Source organism: Paenibacillus sp. GQ49, from assembly GCF_059759055.1.
The window spans coordinates 337,559-355,580 of sequence record NZ_JCAXEL010000002.1; the positions used below are offsets into that span (position 1 = coordinate 337,559).

Annotated in this window: 14 protein-coding genes and 2 tRNA genes; all 16 read right to left on the minus strand. The window is 48.4% G+C overall.

All coding sequences use genetic code 11. The features are described from left to right. Positions 1–88: 88 nt before the first annotated feature. The 16 genes from AC6CIF_RS06145 to pyrR all read right to left on the minus strand — a co-directional run bounded on the left by AC6CIF_RS06145 (position 89) and on the right by pyrR (position 18,002). Positions 89–511 carry a hypothetical protein gene (locus AC6CIF_RS06145; protein WP_498198537.1) on the minus strand — a complete coding sequence of 141 codons (423 nt, stop codon included), beginning with the start codon at positions 509–511 and terminating at the stop codon, positions 89–91. A 182-nt stretch (positions 512–693) separates the two neighbouring features. After that, positions 694–767 (minus strand) — tRNA-Ile (locus tag AC6CIF_RS06150). A 56-nt stretch (positions 768–823) separates the two neighbouring features. Then, positions 824–897: transfer RNA gene (locus AC6CIF_RS06155), tRNA-Met, on the minus strand. 71 nt (positions 898–968) lie between these two features. After that, positions 969–1,133 (minus strand): hypothetical protein, encoded by a 165-nt coding sequence (locus AC6CIF_RS06160; RefSeq protein ID WP_017687342.1) that lies wholly within the window; start codon positions 1,131–1,133, stop codon positions 969–971. 133 nt (positions 1,134–1,266) lie between these two features. After that, on the minus strand, positions 1,267–2,718 hold the full coding sequence (locus AC6CIF_RS06165; protein WP_498198538.1) for an ABC transporter substrate-binding protein: 1,452 nt from the start codon (positions 2,716–2,718) through the stop codon (positions 1,267–1,269). A gap of 21 nt (positions 2,719–2,739) precedes the next feature. Beyond that, positions 2,740–3,603, minus strand: a complete 864-nt coding sequence (locus tag AC6CIF_RS06170; protein ID WP_498198540.1) for an ABC transporter ATP-binding protein — start codon at positions 3,601–3,603, stop codon at positions 2,740–2,742. A 2-nt stretch (positions 3,604–3,605) separates the two neighbouring features. Next, positions 3,606–6,524 (minus strand): ABC transporter permease, encoded by a 2,919-nt coding sequence (locus AC6CIF_RS06175; RefSeq protein WP_498198542.1) that lies wholly within the window; start codon positions 6,522–6,524, stop codon positions 3,606–3,608. Continuing rightward, positions 6,524–7,633, minus strand: a complete 1,110-nt coding sequence (locus AC6CIF_RS06180; RefSeq protein ID WP_498198544.1) for an efflux RND transporter periplasmic adaptor subunit — start codon at positions 7,631–7,633, stop codon at positions 6,524–6,526. Before AC6CIF_RS06180 ends, AC6CIF_RS06175 begins: the two co-directional genes overlap by 1 nt. Next, a complete protein-coding gene (locus AC6CIF_RS06185) occupies positions 7,596–8,543 on the minus strand; it encodes an ABC transporter ATP-binding protein (protein ID WP_498198546.1) in 948 nt (315 codons plus the stop codon). The genes AC6CIF_RS06180 and AC6CIF_RS06185 overlap by 38 nt, the downstream gene beginning before the upstream one ends. A 272-nt stretch (positions 8,544–8,815) precedes the next feature. Further along, positions 8,816–9,457, minus strand: coding sequence for an orotate phosphoribosyltransferase (gene pyrE, locus AC6CIF_RS06190; protein WP_498198548.1), 642 nt, complete (start codon positions 9,455–9,457; stop codon positions 8,816–8,818). Further along, positions 9,454–10,194, minus strand: a complete 741-nt coding sequence (gene pyrF, locus AC6CIF_RS06195; protein WP_498198550.1) for an orotidine-5'-phosphate decarboxylase — start codon at positions 10,192–10,194, stop codon at positions 9,454–9,456. Before pyrF ends, pyrE begins: the two co-directional genes overlap by 4 nt. 103 nt (positions 10,195–10,297) lie before the next feature. Beyond that, a complete protein-coding gene (carB, locus tag AC6CIF_RS06200) occupies positions 10,298–13,516 on the minus strand; it encodes a carbamoyl-phosphate synthase large subunit (RefSeq protein ID WP_253439279.1) in 3,219 nt (1,072 codons plus the stop codon). A 1-nt stretch (position 13,517) separates the two neighbouring features. Then, positions 13,518–14,660, minus strand: coding sequence for a glutamine-hydrolyzing carbamoyl-phosphate synthase small subunit (gene carA, locus AC6CIF_RS06205; protein ID WP_498198551.1), 1,143 nt, complete (start codon positions 14,658–14,660; stop codon positions 13,518–13,520). A gap of 436 nt (positions 14,661–15,096) precedes the next feature. Further along, on the minus strand, positions 15,097–16,401 hold the full coding sequence (gene pyrC, locus AC6CIF_RS06210) for a dihydroorotase (RefSeq protein ID WP_289389866.1): 1,305 nt from the start codon (positions 16,399–16,401) through the stop codon (positions 15,097–15,099). A 126-nt stretch (positions 16,402–16,527) separates the two neighbouring features. Next, positions 16,528–17,439, minus strand: coding sequence for an aspartate carbamoyltransferase catalytic subunit (locus tag AC6CIF_RS06215; RefSeq protein WP_445254831.1), 912 nt, complete (start codon positions 17,437–17,439; stop codon positions 16,528–16,530). Next, positions 17,439–18,002 (minus strand): bifunctional pyr operon transcriptional regulator/uracil phosphoribosyltransferase PyrR, encoded by a 564-nt coding sequence (gene pyrR / locus AC6CIF_RS06220; RefSeq protein WP_017687330.1) that lies wholly within the window; start codon positions 18,000–18,002, stop codon positions 17,439–17,441. Before pyrR ends, AC6CIF_RS06215 begins: the two co-directional genes overlap by 1 nt. Positions 18,003–18,022 lie beyond the last annotated feature (20 nt).

Here is an 18,022-nt window from a genome sequence, read left to right on the forward strand (position 1 = left end):
AAAAAAACCTGCTTTTGAGGGCAGGTCCTTGAGGCCTTTCATTTAAGAAGACTATTGATCTAGTTTACTTAGGCAAGGACGCTCAACATTAGTCGGAATACACGGCTCCATCAAAGTTCTCAGGGCCTACACGGATCGTACCGAGCAAGTTAGAGCTGATAAATGCAGTGTACGTCAATTGAGGCGTGATCGGTGGATTGAAGTCATCCGCAGAGAACGTAATAATCTGAGGTGCAAGGACACTCAAGCTAAACGAAGACGTTGCGGAATAAATGACAGGGTCTGTTGCCAAAGTTCCTCTGACAATCGTAATCGTTATACCTACGAGAGCCAAAGGAAGTTGTACGGCTACCGTTCCTTTGAATTGTACCCGTGGGTTTGCCCCTGCTCCTTCTGTTTGCAGACCAATCTGACCGAATAATTGTGGTGTATTAATAACCAGGATTGGTATTGCAATAGAGTTAGCCAAACTCGCATTCTGAGATGTTCTTGCATCAAGAAATTGACTCATGAAATCTACCTCCTATGGGTTGGGATAAGGTAGTATATGCGAGATTTGAGATATGGCATGGACATACATTGAGATTCGAAAAAAAGGGCATATTAGAAAGATACCATTAACAAGATACCTTTTACTCCAGTGCTTACATGCAGACAGAAAAAAACCCTTGCTAGGCAAGGGTTTTAAGAGTATGGGCCCTACAGGACTCGAACCTGTGACCAATCGGTTATGAGCCGACCGCTCTAACCAACTGAGCTAAGGGCCCTAGACATAATGTATAACGTGCAGATGATGGCTGTGAATCATCCAAGTGAAACTAAATTGCGGGGGCAGGATTTGAACCTGCGGCCTTCGGGTTATGAGCCCGACGAGCTACCGGGCTGCTCCACCCCGCGTCAGTAAGAAATATTAAAACAGCGACTTAATTAATATACACTATCGTCACCCTATAAGTCAAGGGGTAATGTCAGGGAATAAAACGTACACCGTAACGTCCTTTACGTGATCGATAAACTTCCACTTCCGCTGGTTCATTATGACCGTAAATCCACCCATCTTGCTCCATACGTTTGGCCAGACATCCTGCCTGAAATTTGGTTGCATACAACTTGCTGAAATATACCCAGTGCATACCGCTCGTCCTTTCCGGAGTCGTCATTTATTCCTGCCTTTTGTAGAATACCCCATTTTTATAAAAATAGCCGCCAAAGATTAAAATCTTCAGCGGCTATCCTTAACTTATGATATGACTACTTCATCAAATCTCATTGAAACGTAGCTTTAGGATCCTTTTTCAATTTCTCCAGCATCTCGTTTCCTTTAGCTGCCCACTCACCAAGCGCTTCTTTTGGTGTCTTTTTGTTCTCTAGTACTTGGTTGAAATATTCCATACCTTTTTCATTGACTTGCCATAAACCTGGGGATTTTTGATACATTTTATCCAGATTGGTATTGGTTGGCGGAATCGGCTTCAGCGCATAGAATGCTTGAATGTTATAATCCAGACCGTCTTTGGGCTTAATGAAGCTCTTCCGTGATACCATCTCATAGCTGCTACGTGCTTTGATCTTAGCCCAGTCCTCACTGTTCATGTACTTGATCAGTTCCCACGCATCATCCGGGTTCTGAGCTGCACTATTAATCACCATGAGGTTGCTCAGGTAGATGCTGCCTCCAATTTCAGGAGCTTCCGGGTGAACTGGAGGTGTTACCACATCCCAATCCACTTTCGTAAAGTCTTTCATTTTATCCGCATTTTTATTGGCATCAATTAATTGATTAATATAGCTGTAATCACCAATAACCATGGCTGACTTGCCACTCAGGAATAGGTCACCCTGTACTGGATCATAACGCCCACTCGGATTCTGATCCTGTGGTTCGTCGCCTTTAGGAATAACTTTGTCAATCGCAAGTTTGCTGATGGTGCTCCACACTTTCTCCCATTGAGGAGAATCTACGGTCATCTTCTCTGCTTTGTCATCAAACGTCTTCAGCTGCAACGAGCTGTAGTACTGCTGCATGGAGTAGTACGGCGAACCACCCTGATATGTCGTGAAGGAGAAGCCAAATACATGATCTTTACCTTCACCTTTCGTTAGACGGGTACCCAGATTGAAAATATCGTCCCATGTCATGTTGTCCGTTGGAGGTTCCACGCCTGCTTTTTCAAACATACCCTTGTTATAGAACAAAGCCGATGAGGAGAACGTTGGTGTCAATGCATAGATGCTCTGATCCCCAAGGTCCTTAATTCCCTCCAGTACACTAGGCACGATATCACTGGTATCAAACTTATCTTCCTGCATCAGTGGGTCCAGCTGTTTCACCAGATTCTCCTGAATTAATGATTTCACTGTGGCCGTATCAGCCACGATAACGTCAACCGGGTTATCCCCAGTCATAATCTTTTTCAGACTCTCCATCGTATCCGGAACTTCCGGCTGTTCTTCCGTGTTGCCATACCCATACATGCTGCTCTGATCAACAGCAGCCACAATTTCGATGGTTACATTGGGATGTGTCAATTCAAAAGCATCAGTGAACTGCTGACGGAAGTAACTGTCATCCTGTCCTCCCCACAACGTTGCCACACGTAATACACGCTGTTCCGTATCCTTGGCCTCACTTGCCGTACAGCCGGCAATCAGCGGCAGTGCCAGCGTCGCAGTAGCGATGACAGCCAGCACACGTTTTCCCCACAACCTATTCTTCATCTTCCAATTCCCCCTCATTAATTATCTTGGTGGCGTAATAACAATACGTTCACCGTCAAACTCCAATGTAGCCCGATTATCAATGGATAAGGCCTCCAGATACTCTTTTGGCACCTGAAGCCGTCCTGCACGGTCTATAATGACAAATGCTTCATGGATGTCTGGCATATCCGCCTCGGACAAGTTATGCTCATCATCCAGATTCGGGTTGCGCTTCACAAACTCAGTACTGGTCAAGCCGTCCCGAATCGCAACGATCCGGTCTACCTTGCCAGCAAGCGTCAAGTCATGGGTAACGATGACAATCGTAACGCCAAGTTCCTTGTTCATTCTTCGGAAAATGCCCATGATTGTATCACATGTCTCGGAATCGACCGAACCGGTTGGTTCATCTGCAAGCAAAATTTTGGGACGATTGGATAATGAGATCGCAATCGCTACCCGTTGTTGCTCTCCTCCTGACAATTGATGCAATTTGTTATGCATCCGATCCTTAAGGCCTACCCATTCGAGCAACTGTTTTGCGTAAGCACGATCACGCTTGCCTCCCAGAATCATGGGAGTCTCCACATTTTCCAGTGCAGTGAGATAAGGCAGCAAGTTACGACCGTTATTTTGCCAGATAAAACCTACCGTATGACGTTTGTATTCGACCAATTGGGCATCTGTCATCTTCAGCAGATCCCAGTCTCCCACAACAGCCGTACCAGCCGTAGGACGATCAAGACCGCCCAGAATATTCAGCAGCGTGGATTTACCGCTACCGCTGTTACCGATGATGGCCATCATTTCACCTTGATTGACAGTCAGGTTGAGACCCTGAAGGGCAACGACTTCCACATCGCTGGATTTAAAAATTTTGACAAGTCCTTCGCATTGGATCACGTTTACCTCTCCTCTCCCATTTTGACTGCCTGGTGAACCCGTAATCTGCGAATCTGCCAGAGCAACATCGTGGCACCAATGACCAGCATCACTACGGTGACCCCATACAGTTGCAACATATCTTGCTGTTCAAACACAATCCGGAATGGAGGTACCTGAGCAGATACATTATCTGTCGTTTGCAGGAATGGCAGGAATAAACGACTGGATACCTGACCAATCCCAATACCTAGCAGGATCGACAGTCCCGCTGTGAACACCTGCTCCAGCAGCAGCATGCCGCTCAGTTGTGCCCGGGATAACCCCATCGCTCGTAGCACACCAAACTGCACAACACGTCCAGACAGGTTGAAGAACCAGTACAGCACGTATCCGATCAACGAGATAATAACCGAAACCAGGAAACCAAGGCTCAGAATCCCGAATACGCCACCTCTTGACGGATGTTTACCCTGAGATACCAATTCGGTCCGTACGTCACGCACAGACGATAACTCAATGCCTTCTGCTGCAAGTTTCTCCATTAGTGGAGCCACTTTGGCATCCGGTTCCATTTTCAGCCATACCTCATAAGGAATCAGAGGCACCTGATCATAGATATAATCCAGATTCGCCACGAAGAATGGCATCTGATCCGGATACTGGGCTGGCCAGTAAGGAATGATCCCAAACACGACGAATTCAATCGCCTGTCCCTGTACACCCATGGAGACGAGATCTCCAGTTTTGAGTTTAAACTTGTCAGCAAATTTGGAAGAGATCAATACAGCCCCTTCATATTTACCAAGCAAGTCAAGGTACTTGTAGGGATGTGCCGGGAACAGATCGTTGCGGAACCACGCCACTTGAGCAAAGTCCACATTATCAATTCCGACCAGCATCCCCTGTCCGCCCGACTTACCAGAGACGATAATATTGCCTTTGGTCTGCAGCACTCGTGCTGCATGTTCAACCCCGTCTAATCTGCGGAACACTTCGAATGGAGGTTCGGAGTAGATGACTTTGGATGGCTGCGAAGAACCGCCGCCACCACTTGGAGCACCTCCACCGCCGTTGCCTCCGCCGGAACCCCCACCAGAACCTCCTCCTCCATTGCCACCACCTTGTTGACCTCCACCCGTACCGCCGTTCTGTCCGGAACCACCGGGTTTAACCTCTGGTGTTCCTTCCCACACAGTCTGCATAATCACATCAGAACCATAACGGTACAAGGTACGCTCAGTGGAATTCAGATCAATCGTCCGAGCAGCAGCCGAGTTGTACACCCCAAGTCCCAGTGTCAGTACAAGGAGGATCATCAGTGGATAATATGAAGAAGATGAACGCGATAACTGTGTTAATGTCAGATACAACGGGACCGGGAGAAACTTGCGACCGATCAACTGAATAAGCTTTAATATCCACGGGAACAAGCGCAGGAAGAATAGTCCAAGCGCAAAGATCGCGAGTGCGGGTACAAAAAACAGAAACGGCTGTACCTGCAACTGATCCGTTGTCATTCCGGTCTGGAAAGTCAACATCTGACGTTCATAGAACAGGTAGTATCCATATCCAGCCAGACCCAGCAATACAACATCCAGGAACCAGCGTTGCCATACTGGAGCGCGGTCTGTTCGTGCTTGCCGCCGTTTGGCAGATACAATGGTTGCCCGTGCATAGGTTATCGCAGGGATAAGTGATGCGATGATCGCAACAAGGACCGCTGCTACGCCCAGGAGGATAGCTTCTTTTGATACACCGATCGGAATAGACTTCCGATCTACGAACGAGAGAAAGCCACTTGCTGAACCGATACTTTTGGCCATAAACCAACCAAGCAACGGCCCAATAACCAGCGCAATAGCGCCCAGAAATATGCCTTCAAGCAAGTAGAGAGAGAAGATCTGCCGAGCTGAAGCTCCACGGCTACGTAATACCGCAATATCACTCTCTTGCTTCTGTAATGACTGTCTGGCGTTCATTGCAATAAAATAAAAGACCATCGCAATCATCGGTGCTGCCAAGGTAAACAGCATGGTCTGCAGTTGCAGACTCTGACTGCGGAACTGCTTGAGCAGATCACCGAAGGTGATGTCCACTTTCGTATCTTTCAACCGCTGATACAGATCGATGTCCAGCCTTTCCAGCATGGAAGTCAGACCCGACAATTGGCTGGTTTGAATTTCTTTCAGATCAAAGGCATAATACCAGCGTGAATTCTGAAGTGGAATGCCTTTTTCCTTCAGTAAAACATCATTAAAAACCGATTCATCCACATAAAGTCCATTCATCATGCCGTCAAATCCCTGTACCCAGTAAGGGCTGTTCGGATCATCTGCCTTGAAGGAACCCGTAATCTTCACTCGTAACGTGATATCAAGACCGCTATACACCGGATATTCCAGAATGTCACCGATATGCAGATCGTTACGATACATGCCCTCTTCCAACATGACTGCCTCGATCGTGTCATCTTTGACCTGGTTTCCAGGTTTAACCCCTGCAGAGTAATTCACCTGTGCATCCAGTCCACTCATCGTACCCAGACTCATACTGCGCGCCCTGCTGGCATCCACTTTGGTTGGATCTTCCGGGCTAACCTCTGTGCTGCGAATAGATCTTGAATTCACATACGTATGAAAAGGAAACCCGATGTCGCGCGGAACATCCTCACGAATATAACGATCTACTTCGTCCAGACCCCGAGTGTCTGTCTTCACGCCACCAGGTGCCTGATAGCTCATAAGCAACGAACCGGCTGGCAATCCTTCACTGTTATCCTGCAGCGTCTGCGCGACGACCCGTTTCAACGCACCATCGGCATACATTGGAATACTGACGGTGAACGCTACCGCCACAATCAATCCGATCAGTGTGCTGAATGTCATCCAGCGCGTGTTCCACATTTTGCGGAACAGCAGCCGAAGCAATGGCAGCCCCATTAGCGTCCCACTACTTTCTGGCCTACGGTCAGACCTTTCAGAATCTCAACATCTGTCGACGTCTGCTGACCAACTTCAACGTCCACTTCACGCTTGCTGCCATCACTCTCCACGACTTGTACGTACGTTCTTGAACCGATGGAGCGTAAAGCGGATACAGGAATCACAATCGCGTTCTCGGTACGCTGCGTTACAATCGAGACCGATAGTGGTGTACCACGTTCGACGCCTTTTGGCATTTTTGCAAGTGTAACAATAACATACTTATCCAGCGTTTCCTTGGTTGGAGGCGTACCGCCTTCACCCGTCCCTTCGCCACTGCCGCTTCCCGATGCTTCCGCGATAGGCATAACTTTAATTTTGCCAGCGACTTTACCAGCTCCATTAATATCTACTTCTGCCTTCATACCAGCCGAGAACTTCTCCAGATCTTCCTTGGCAAAGGTAGCGGCTACAACCAGATTGGATGTATCCGCAATGGTAGCAATCGGATCATACGCTTTCACGGCTGCACCCTTCTCTACCTGCACAGCAATAACGGTGCCGCCAAACGGAGCTGTCAACGTGGCTTTGCCCAGTTGTTCCTCCAGATCAGCGAGTTCCTGGCGTAGTTCTTCAAACGCAATCGTTGATTCTTCGAACTCTACCGGGTCCATCTCATCCTTCTTGCGGAGTGTTTCCTTCATTTGAACTTCGGATTTGCGAATAGCCAGTTTCTTGCCACGGATCTCCTTCTCTACACTCTCCACATCGAGGACAGCAAGAAGTTGACCCTTTTTCACTTTATCCCCTGGTTTAACATTTAACTCTTTGATATGCATGCCATCAAGCGTGAAGTACACCTTCTCTTCCCGCTGACTCATCATCTTGCCACTACCACTTACTTTTTTCTCCAACGTTTCCGTCCGGACTTCATATTCCGGTTTCTTGGAGATCGTTGGTGGTGTGATAGGCGGAAGCACTTCTTCCTCTGTTTCTGACGGCAGCAATGAGCAGCCGGACATCGTTGCAACCATTATCGCACCAAGTACAATAAGTGCTGCACGTTTCCCCCTCTTCGGAGCGGCCCCTTTACTTAATAAATCTGCCGTCCGCCATTTCATAAACATGGTCCGCAACCTCCAAAATTGTAGGATCGTGTGTAGTCATACATATTGTTACTTGTTCTACTTCAATAATATTGCGGAATACGGCCATGACCTGAGCGCCCATCTTGGAATCCAGTTCAGCTGTAGGTTCATCCGCAAGCAACAATCTGGGTCTATGGGCAATCGCCTTGGCTATAGCCACCCGCTGTTGCTCTCCCCCAGACATCTCGAAAGGTCGGTGCTTCACCCGTTTGGATAATCCAACCAGATCCAGACAGTGACCAACCCTGTCCTTCCACTCCGCTCGTGGAACATCCGCCATACGCAGCGACAGTTCTACATTTTCCCAAGCAGATAATAAGGGCATGAGTGCATATGCCTGAAAAATAAAACCGATCTCTTTGCGCCGCAAAGCGGTCCGCTGCCGGTCTCCCCAATCCTGAAGAGGCTGACCAGAGAACAGAATGTCTCCACTTGAAGGCTGATCCAGTCCACCGAGCATATTCAGCAGTGTTGTTTTGCCTGAGCCCGATCGCCCCTTCAACATGACCAGTTGTTGCGGATTCACTTCCATATCAATGCCTTTGAGCACATGGATAATGCGACTGCCTGTCTGGAAACTGCGATGCACGTTACGCACCTCCAGTACAGGTCCATCATATGGAGGCAGCATATCCTTCGTTGGTTTGATCTTCTTCTGGGGTTCATCAACAGTGATGACAGCAGCTGCAGCCACTTCATCTGAAGCGATTTCACTTTCAGGTAACGGAGGTTTACTTGTCGGGTAATCATGTTCATTGTTGTATGTATTTTCCCCCGACTCCGTCGATGCCTCAAACGGCGTTTCCCCCTGTTGATGTTCGTCGCCTGACTGGCTCTTGGCAGGTCTTTTTCTGAGAAATAAATTCTTCATGCCAGCAATCACGCTCATCCTTTCTTCAAATCCCGTTCATTTCTTCAAAAAACCTAAAATTAGAAATCTGTTCCAACCTACACTGAATTATAAACGACCGATCCCAACTAAAAGTTACAAGCTTTTTACAACGGTAGAGTGAAAAAGTTAATATTTTGATGAACAAACAAAAAAAGCACCCCAAAGTGCGGGATGCATCTTGCATATTCGATGGTTTTGCCGCTATGACGGCAATCATTACAATTTTGATACCGTTCAATTCTGAACATTTTTTCGAGATGTCAATGATATTATTTACCAAATGAAGAAGGATCTTCACGCCAGGATTTAAGCAACTCAAAGTCACTCTCCTGAATCGTTCCCTGAGCCAAAGCCACATCCATCAGCGCCGTGTAATTGGACAACGTCTGAAGTGGAATTCCAGCATCTTCAAATGCTTTCACACCTTTATCCAGCTGGTAGCTGAAAATGGCAAGTACGGCCAACGGTGTTGCACCTGCTACACGTACAGCTTCGGCTGCTTTGATCGAACTGCCACCTGTAGAGATCAGATCTTCGATGACAACCACTTTCTGTCCTTCGGTAATCAGACCTTCGATCAGGTTCTCCTTGCCGTGTCCTTTCGCTTTATCACGAATGTAGGCCATCGGCAGATCCAGCTTCTGAGCCACCCAGGCAGCATGCGGGATACCTGCGGTTGCCGTACCTGCAATGACTTCTACATCCGGGTATTGGTTCCGAATGATCGTTGCAAAGGCTTCAGCGATATCGTTGCGAATCTCCGGATAGGACATCGTTAAGCGATTATCGCAGTATATTGGTGATTTGATGCCGGATGTCCATGTAAATGGCTGCTGCGGACGTAACGCCACGGCTTTGATTTTCAACAGTTGGGAAGCAATATGATTTGGAATCTCATTCAGTTCGATCATGCGTTCAACATCTCCTTCAAAATGGTTTCTACCGCTTCACGCGGATTGGGGGCGCCTGTAATGGGTCTGCCTACAACAATGTAATGACTGCCTCTGGCAATGGCTTCCCCCGGCGTCAAGACGCGTGTCTGATCTCCCAGACCACTACCCGCTGGACGAATTCCTGGTGTAACAGTGTGAAAAGCACTGCCACACGCTGCCCGAATTGCAGGCACTTCCAGTGGAGAAGCAACAACTCCATCCAGTCCGGCCTCTTGGGCTAGTCCTGCATAACGGACCACAGCAGCTTCCACACTTCCCGGGATGCCAATCTCGTTATTCATCGTTTCCAGACTTGTACTCGTGAGTTGGGTGACTGCAATGATCTCGGGCTTGCTAAGGGAAGAATCAGCAGCGATTGCTGCCTCAGCACCTTCACGTGCAGCACGCATCATGAGAGCTCCACCCGCTGCATGTACATTGAACATGTCTACACCCAGACGTGTGATACTCTCAGCACCGCCACGAACGGTGTTGGGAATGTCATGCATTTTCACATCCAGAAAAACGGAGTAGCCTTTGGATTTCAGCTCCCGAATAAAGTCAGGTCCTGCTGCGTAGAACAGCTGCATACCCACCTTGAGATAACAGGGAATGCCCTCAAGAGCTTGTACCAATTCTTGAGCTTCTTCCGCTCCAGGATAATCCAGTGCCACCATCAGACGGCCAGCCATTTCATTGAAATTCGCTTGATTCATCACCAGCGCTCCCCTCCACTTGCTCATTTTTTCCGTTTTTGCCCGATATAAAGGACATCCCGCCAGCCCACAGGCTGACTGATGTCCTTCATCAGAGAGTTATTTATTTTACAAAGACAGGCATTGCTTCCGAAGAGAAGTTGATCGTTTGCAGCATAATCAGCAGCGCACGAATCGTATCCAATGAAGTCATACATACAATGCCGTTTTCTACCGCTTCACGACGGATACGGAATCCATCACGCTGCGGTGTTTTGCCTTTGGTGAGTGTGTTGAAGACAAAGTTTGCTTCGCCGCTACGGATCATATCCAGAATGTTCGGCGAACCTTCACTTAATTTGTTCACAGTCGTTACCGGAATGTTCGCTGCTTCAAGCGCAGCTGCTGTTCCGCCGGTAGCCATGATTTTGTAACCCAGTCTGTAGAAACCTTCGAGCAAAGGAACCGCTTCGTCTTTGTCTTTGTCTGCTACAGTCACAACAATCGCTCCGGTTGCCGGAATTTTCATTCCTGCGCCGATGAGACCTTTGAACAACGCTTTAGCGTAATTCGGGTCACGACCCATAACCTCACCTGTAGACTTCATCTCAGGTCCGAGGGTTGGTTCTACACGACGCAGCTTCGCGAAGGAGAAGACCGGAACTTTAACAGATACATGATCCGATTCAGGCCACAGTCCATCGACATAACCAAGATCTTTCAGTTTCACACCCAGAATGGCTTGTGTTGCCAGGTTTGCCATCGGAATGTTGGTTACTTTGCTCAAGAATGGTACGGTACGGGATGAACGCGGGTTCACCTCGATAATGTACACTTGACCATCATGGATAACAAACTGGATGTTGACCAGACCTACCGTTTTCAGTTCTTTCGCAATTTTGATTGTAATCTCTACAATTTTCTCTTTCATATCCTGGGACAGGTGTTGAGGAGGATATACCGCGATGGAGTCACCAGAGTGAACCCCTGCACGCTCGATATGTTCCATGATTCCCGGAATCAATACCGTTTCACCATCACAGATGGCGTCAACCTCAACTTCTTTACCCATCATGTAACGGTCGATCAGGACCGGATGCTCCGGATTGATTTTAACCGCCTGTTCCATGTATGTCAGCAATTCAGCATCGGAGTATACAATCTCCATCGCACGACCGCCGAGTACATAGGAAGGACGAACCAGTACCGGGTAGCCCAGACTTTGAGCTGTTTCTACCGCATCATCAACGGAAATGACCGTTTTACCTTTTGGCTGTGCAATCTCCAGACGGGAGAGCAGACGCTCGAACTTCTTGCGGTCCTCCGCCTCATCGATGCTTTCCAGATCCGTTCCGAGAATGGTTACACCTGCATTACGCAGTGGTGCTGCCAGGTTGATGGCCGTTTGACCACCGAACTGTACGATAACCCCTACTGGTTTCTCCTGTTCAATCACGTTCATGACATCTTCGAAGAAGAGCGGTTCAAAGTACAGGCGATCGGATGTATTAAAGTCCGTAGACACCGTCTCCGGGTTATTGTTGATAATGACTGCTTCATATCCTGCTTTTTGCAATGCCCATACTGCGTGTACAGTAGAGTAGTCGAACTCGATCCCTTGACCAATCCGGATTGGTCCTGAACCCAGTACCACCACTTTTTTCTTGTCTGAAGGGATTACTTCATTTTCTGTCTCGTAAGTGGAGTAGTAATATGGCGTTGTGGCTTCGAACTCAGCCGCACATGTATCTACCATTTTGTACACTGGGCGCAGGTTCTCTGCTTCCCGACGAGTTCTAACTTCCGCTTCAGTTGTTAATGTGCCTCCCGGTTGACCTTGCGCACGCAGTTCAGCAATGGCACGGTCTGTGAATCCAAGGCGTTTCGCTTGATACAGAATGTCGGAAGACAATTCGGATTCTTCGCGAATGCGATCTTCGAATGCGATCAGACCTTCGATTTTGTCCAGGAACCACCAGTCAATCTTGGTCAGATCCTGTAGTTGTTGCAACGTATATCCTCTGCGGAATGCTTCAGCAATCAGGAAGATACGCTCATCATCTGCTTTGATCAGACGTTCGTTCAGGGTAGCTTCGTCCAGCGTTTCGGCATCCTTCAGGTAAAGGCGATGTACGCCAATTTCCAGGGAACGCACGGCTTTGTGAATCGACTCTTCGAAAGTCCGGCCAATCGCCATTACTTCGCCTGTTGCTTTCATCTGAGTTCCCAGTTTACGGTTCGCAGAGATGAACTTGTCGAACGGCCAGCGTGGGATTTTGCTCACGATATAATCCAGTGTAGGCTCAAAGCAAGCGTACGTTTGGCCTGTTACCGGGTTCACGATTTCATCCAAGGTATAACCCATCGCAATTTTGGCAGCCATTTTTGCAATCGGATAACCCGTTGCTTTGGAAGCCAGAGCCGATGAACGGCTTACCCGTGGATTTACTTCGATAACATAGTATTGGAAGCTGTGTGGGTCCAGTGCAAACTGTACGTTACATCCACCCTCGATGTTCAGGGCACGGATGATTTTCAGGGAAGCTGAACGCAGCATTTGATATTCACGGTCCGACAGTGTTTGGCTTGGTGCTACAACGATACTGTCGCCTGTATGAACACCTACCGGGTCAAAGTTTTCCATGTTGCAGACAACGATACAGTTATCGTTTTTGTCCCGCATCACTTCATACTCGACTTCTTTCATTCCTGCAATGCTTTTCTCGACCAAACATTGCCCAATCGGGCTGTAGCGAATTCCCGCTACCACGGTCTCCCGCAGCTCTTCTTCGTTCGCACAGATTCCGCCGCCTGTTCCGCCCAGCGTATAGGCTGGACGCACGATGATTGGATAACCAATCTCATTTGCAAATTCAAGTGATTCTTCAAGGGTCGTTACGATTACACTCTCTGGTACAGGTTGTTCCAATTCACGCATGAGGTCACGGAACAGATCGCGATCTTCCGCTTTCTCGATGGATGTCAGCTGTGTTCCGAGCAATTTCACATTTTCACGTTCCAGCACGCCTGCACGAGCCAGCTCTACAGCCATGTTCAGACCTGTTTGACCACCCAGTGTTGGCAACAAGCCATCTGGACGCTCCTGACGGATGATTTGGGTTACAAAATCCAGGGTGATTGGCTCGATGTATACTTTGTCAGCCATGTTTGTATCTGTCATAATGGTCGCCGGATTGCTGTTGATAAGTACAACTTCCACGCCTTCTTCTTTCAGTGCCTGGCAAGCTTGTGTACCGGCATAGTCGAACTCGGCCGCTTGACCGATGACGATTGGACCGGAACCAATCACCAAGATTTTTTTGAGATCTTTGTTAATCGGCATGTTATTGTGCTCCTTTCACTGCGGCTGCCAATACGGCTTGACGCGGCTTTTGCGGGTTAGTGATCTTGTGCTCGCGAATCATCTCGATGAAGCGGTCGAACAGATAGCTGTTGTCGTAAGGACCCGGGGCTGCTTCAGGGTGATATTGAACCGAGAATGCCGGGAATGATTTATGTTTCAGACCTTCAATGGTCTTATCGTTATTGTTGATATGTGTAACTTCCAGGTCTGTACTCTTCACAGACTCTTCGTTTACGGTAAATCCATGGTTCTGGGATGTGATGAAGCAACGTCCGCTCTCCAGTTCTTTCACCGGGTGGTTTCCTCCGCGATGTCCAAACTTGAGTTTTTCGGTGTCTGCTCCTGCCGCAAGTGCGAACAACTGGTGACCCAGGCAGATACCGAAGATCGGGTATTCGCCAAGCAGTTCACTGATCATGTCAACTGCGTGAGGTACGTCTTTCGGGTCCCCAGGGCCGTTGGACAGTTGAATGCCGTCCGGGTTCAGGCGACGAATCTCGTCTGCTGTTATATCGTGCGGAACAACGACAACATCACAGTTGCGTTTGCTAAGTTCACGCAAGATCCCTGTTTTGGCACCGTAATCCACGAGTACAATACGTTCAGCCGTTCCCGGGCTGTTGTATACATGCTCCGTAGAAGTCATTGGCACCTGGTTACGCAGTTCGGCAATGGTGGTGTCTCCCATCATCTCCAGCAGTTCTTCCACAGGCTTCGATCCTGTTGTGAGAATTCCCTTCATTGTGCCGTGATGACGAATCCGGCGAGTCAACATGCGTGTATCAATTTCGCTGATTCCTACGATGCCGTATTCCTTGAGCAGATTGTCTACGCTGTATTCCGCACGCCAGTTGCTCGGCGTTGGCTCATGACGACGCACAACGAAACCGTGTACGTATGGACGAATCGACTCAAAGTCATCACGCGTAATACCGTAGTTTCCGATCAGCGGATACGTCATGGTCACGATTTGACCGCAATAGGAAGGATCCGAAAGCACCTCTTGATAGCCTGTAATTCCCGTATTAAAAACGACCTCACCTGTAGTTTCACCTTCAGCACCAAATGCTTTCCCGGTGAACAGTGTGCCGTCTTCCAACAATAATCTTGCCTGTGCCTGCATCCCATTTCACTCCTCTGTGTTTATCAACGTTGAATACTTTGAGTTGAACATGGGGGACGTTACGTTTGGTGCGGCTCCGTGGGCAGAAAACCCTTTGATCGCTGTTATCCCCGGATTACTTTGATCCCATTCTTAAAATGGAGTAATCCGGTGATAAAGGCGAACGCTTTGCTTCTTCGGGTTCTTTCTGCCCTCTCCGCAGTTACGTTGGTGTCCATGTTCAAAAGCATTATTCAACTGTGTTTTGTATCGTATGTTAGACTCTCGGCATGATTTGCCTCGAGTTAGTTGAAAAGATGTTACTAGTAAAAAAATTATAGATTAGGTTTTAGAGTTAAAAAGATTTGTTGTTTTAAAAAAGTTGAGAATTACTATTACTGATTTAAAGAGTTAAAGATATAGCGTTACTAATTTATCAGTTTACTAAATTACCGTTTTATTGTTGTACAGTGTTGCTCCATACGCTTTTGCCATCCACCCATGTTTGTGTGGCCCAGCCTTTCAGCTTCCAGCCTGTGAATGGGGTGTTTCTTCCTTTGGTTGCAAACGTTGCAGGATCAACCGCTTTTTCCTCGTTCAGGTCAATCATCGTGATATCGGCTGGTGCTCCCTCTTCCAGTTTGCCTGTATCCAGTCGGAATACACGTGCCGGATCAGCTGTCATGCGTTTCACCAGGAAGTCCAGGCTCCACAGCCCTGTTTCCACAAACTTCGTGTACAGCAGCGGGAAGGCTGTTTCGAATCCTACGATTCCGAACGGTGCCAGCTCCATGCCTTTGGCTTTCTCTTCTTCACTGTGTGGCGCGTGATCAGTTACGATCATATCCAGCGTGCCGTCCAGCAAACCTTCGATACAAGCCTGCACATCGCGTGGTGAGCGCAGCGGCGGGTTCATTTTCCAGTTGGCGTCCATACCCGGGATATCTTCATCTGACAACACCAGATGGTGCGGACATACCTCAGCAGTTACTTTAATACCGATGGACTTTGCCAAACGAATCAGACGAACCGATTGCTCTGTACTTACGTGACAGACATGGTAGTGAACTCCCGTTGCTTCTGCGAGCAAGATATCACGGCCAACGTGGATAGCTTCGGATTCATTTGGAATCCCTTTGATGCCGTGGCGCTTCGAAAACTCACCTTCCGTCACATATCCACCAACAACCAGTGAGTCATCTTCACAGTGAGCGATCACGGGCATATCCATGCTTGCAGCGAGGCTCATGGCATCCTTCATCATTTGAGCGTTTTGTACGCCTACACCGTCATCTGTGAATCCAATAGCGCCTGCTTCTTTTAATGCGGCAAAATCGGTAAGTTCACGACCCAGTTCGTTTTTTGTAATGGCTGCATAAGGCAACACTTTAACCAGATCAGCTTCTTTGGCTTTATCCAGTACCAGCTTCACAACTTCCGCTGTATCTGTAACTGGTCTCGTGTTCGGCATGCAAGCGATTGTTGTAAAACCACCTTGTGCTGCTGAACGGGCACCTGTCTCGATCGTCTCTTTGTGTTCGAATCCAGGTTCACGCAGATGCACGTGCATATCGATCAATCCCGGAATGACCAGTTTGCCTGATGCGTCTGTCACACTTTGCGCTGACTTTTCGGCATCCAGTACGGCTTGGTCTTCCAGACCAGCGATCTTTTTAATTTTACCTTCATCTATAATGATGGTTTTCCGTTCAAGTTCCCCTTTTTGGTTCAAGACGTTCGCGTTTTTTATAATCTGTAGCATAATTGCCCTCCGCTTCGGTTCTGTCCGGCTTACCAGGCAAGCCGAATGATTTTCTATATCGTGTACTCTCTTATTGCTCTATAAGAACTACCGTACCGTCAGCCTATGACCCACAGCCAGACCCTGTTACAGTTTCATCGCACGTTCCATAACCGCCATGCGGACTGGAACGCCGTTTGCCATCTGCGGGAAGATCCGCGATGCTTCACTCTCCACAACCGCGTCGTCTACCTCGACGTTGCGATTCACTGGAGCAGGGTGCATGATAATGGTGCTTGGTTTTAGGCGTGATGCCCGTTCTTCCGTCAATCCGTAGTGTTCGCGATAATCCTCAGCTGAAGTAATTAAGCCATGTTGATGACGTTCCAGTTGAACACGGAGCATCATGACTACATCTGCATCCAGCGCTTCTTCAAGACCGACATAAGGAGCATGCTCTGCGAGTTCCGGTGCCTGCATCGTTTGCGGAGCACAGAAGCGTACATCTGCACCAAACTTTTGCAGTGCCCACAGGTTGGAACGAGCTACACGGCTATGCAGGATGTCACCAATGATGGAGACACGCAAGCCCTTCAGTTCGCCAAATGCTTTCCTCATTGTGTAGAGATCCAGCAACGCCTGTGTGGGATGCTCATTGTTGCCATCTCCGGCGTTCACGAGTGGTACATTCACTTTCTGAGCCAGTTGTTGCAGAACGCCTGCCGGTTTCAACCGGATCACGCCTGCATCAATGCCCATCGACTCAAGTGTTCGTACCGTATCGTAGATGGACTCTCCTTTTTCCACACTGGATGCGGCTGCCGTAAAGTTCAGCACTTGTGCACCCAGGCGTTTCTCTGCCATTTCGAAGGAGAAGCGGGTACGTGTGCTGTTCTCGAAGAACATGTTCGCAACAAAGCGTGATTCCAGTACAGGAGCCAGTTTCTCTTTCTGCGCTTCCCAGTGAGCCGCTCTGTTCAGAATGGACTCGATTTCTCCTCGACTAAGTTCCTTCAGTCCAAGCAAGCTTCGGTCTCTCAATGCTGTCTGTGTAATCATTATGCTTGCTCCCCCCGGTTCTGAGTGATTTTGACTTCGTCCTGTCCGTCCGTTTCCATGAGTGCAACTTCGATCTCCTCTGATTTGGAAGTCGGCACATTCTTGCCGATAAAATCAGGTCGAATTGGAAGTTCCCGGTGTCCGCGGTCTGCGAGTACAGCCAGCTGAATGTTCTGCGGTCTTCCACAGTCCATCAGGGCATCCATCGCTGCGCGAATCGTCCGTCCGGTATAGAGCACATCATCGAACAAAATCACTTTTTTGTTATGGATCGAAAGTGATTCAGGTGTCATAATCAACATTTCCTTGCGATTCGCTTTATTTTCGTCCAAGCGGTCATCGCGGTAAGGAGTCACATCCAGTTCTCCCCAGGGGACTTTGGCGCCTTCGATTTCTTCAATCTTCGCGGCAATCCGTTCTGCGAGGTAAACCCCGCGTGTACGGATACCGACCAGCACACAATCGTCGATTCCTTTGTTTTTCTCCAATATCTCATGGGCAATCCGTGTTAATGCGCGGCGGATCGCCGTCTCATCCATAATGACATGTGTCTCTGTGCTCATGCGTTCAGCCTCCTCAGGAT

Coding starts and splice junctions, on each gene's coding strand:
- AC6CIF_RS06145 (WP_498198537.1), bottom strand. CDS start 511: ATGAGTCAATTTCTTGATGCAAGAACATCTCAGAATGCGAGTTTGGCT.
- AC6CIF_RS06160 (WP_017687342.1), bottom strand. CDS start 1,133: ATGCACTGGGTATATTTCAGCAAGTTGTATGCAACCAAATTTCAGGCA.
- AC6CIF_RS06165 (WP_498198538.1), bottom strand. CDS start 2,718: ATGAAGAATAGGTTGTGGGGAAAACGTGTGCTGGCTGTCATCGCTACT.
- AC6CIF_RS06175 (WP_498198542.1), bottom strand. CDS start 6,524: ATGGGGCTGCCATTGCTTCGGCTGCTGTTCCGCAAAATGTGGAACACG.
- AC6CIF_RS06180 (WP_498198544.1), bottom strand. CDS start 7,633: ATGTTTATGAAATGGCGGACGGCAGATTTATTAAGTAAAGGGGCCGCT.
- AC6CIF_RS06185 (WP_498198546.1), bottom strand. CDS start 8,543: ATGAGCGTGATTGCTGGCATGAAGAATTTATTTCTCAGAAAAAGACCT.
- pyrE (WP_498198548.1), bottom strand. CDS start 9,457: ATGATCGAACTGAATGAGATTCCAAATCATATTGCTTCCCAACTGTTG.
- pyrF (WP_498198550.1), bottom strand. CDS start 10,194: ATGAATCAAGCGAATTTCAATGAAATGGCTGGCCGTCTGATGGTGGCA.
- carB (WP_253439279.1), bottom strand. CDS start 13,516: ATGCCGATTAACAAAGATCTCAAAAAAATCTTGGTGATTGGTTCCGGT.
- carA (WP_498198551.1), bottom strand. CDS start 14,660: ATGCAGGCACAGGCAAGATTATTGTTGGAAGACGGCACACTGTTCACC.
- pyrC (WP_289389866.1), bottom strand. CDS start 16,401: ATGCTACAGATTATAAAAAACGCGAACGTCTTGAACCAAAAAGGGGAA.
- AC6CIF_RS06215 (WP_445254831.1), bottom strand. CDS start 17,439: ATGATTACACAGACAGCATTGAGAGACCGAAGCTTGCTTGGACTGAAG.
- pyrR (WP_017687330.1), bottom strand. CDS start 18,002: ATGAGCACAGAGACACATGTCATTATGGATGAGACGGCGATCCGCCGC.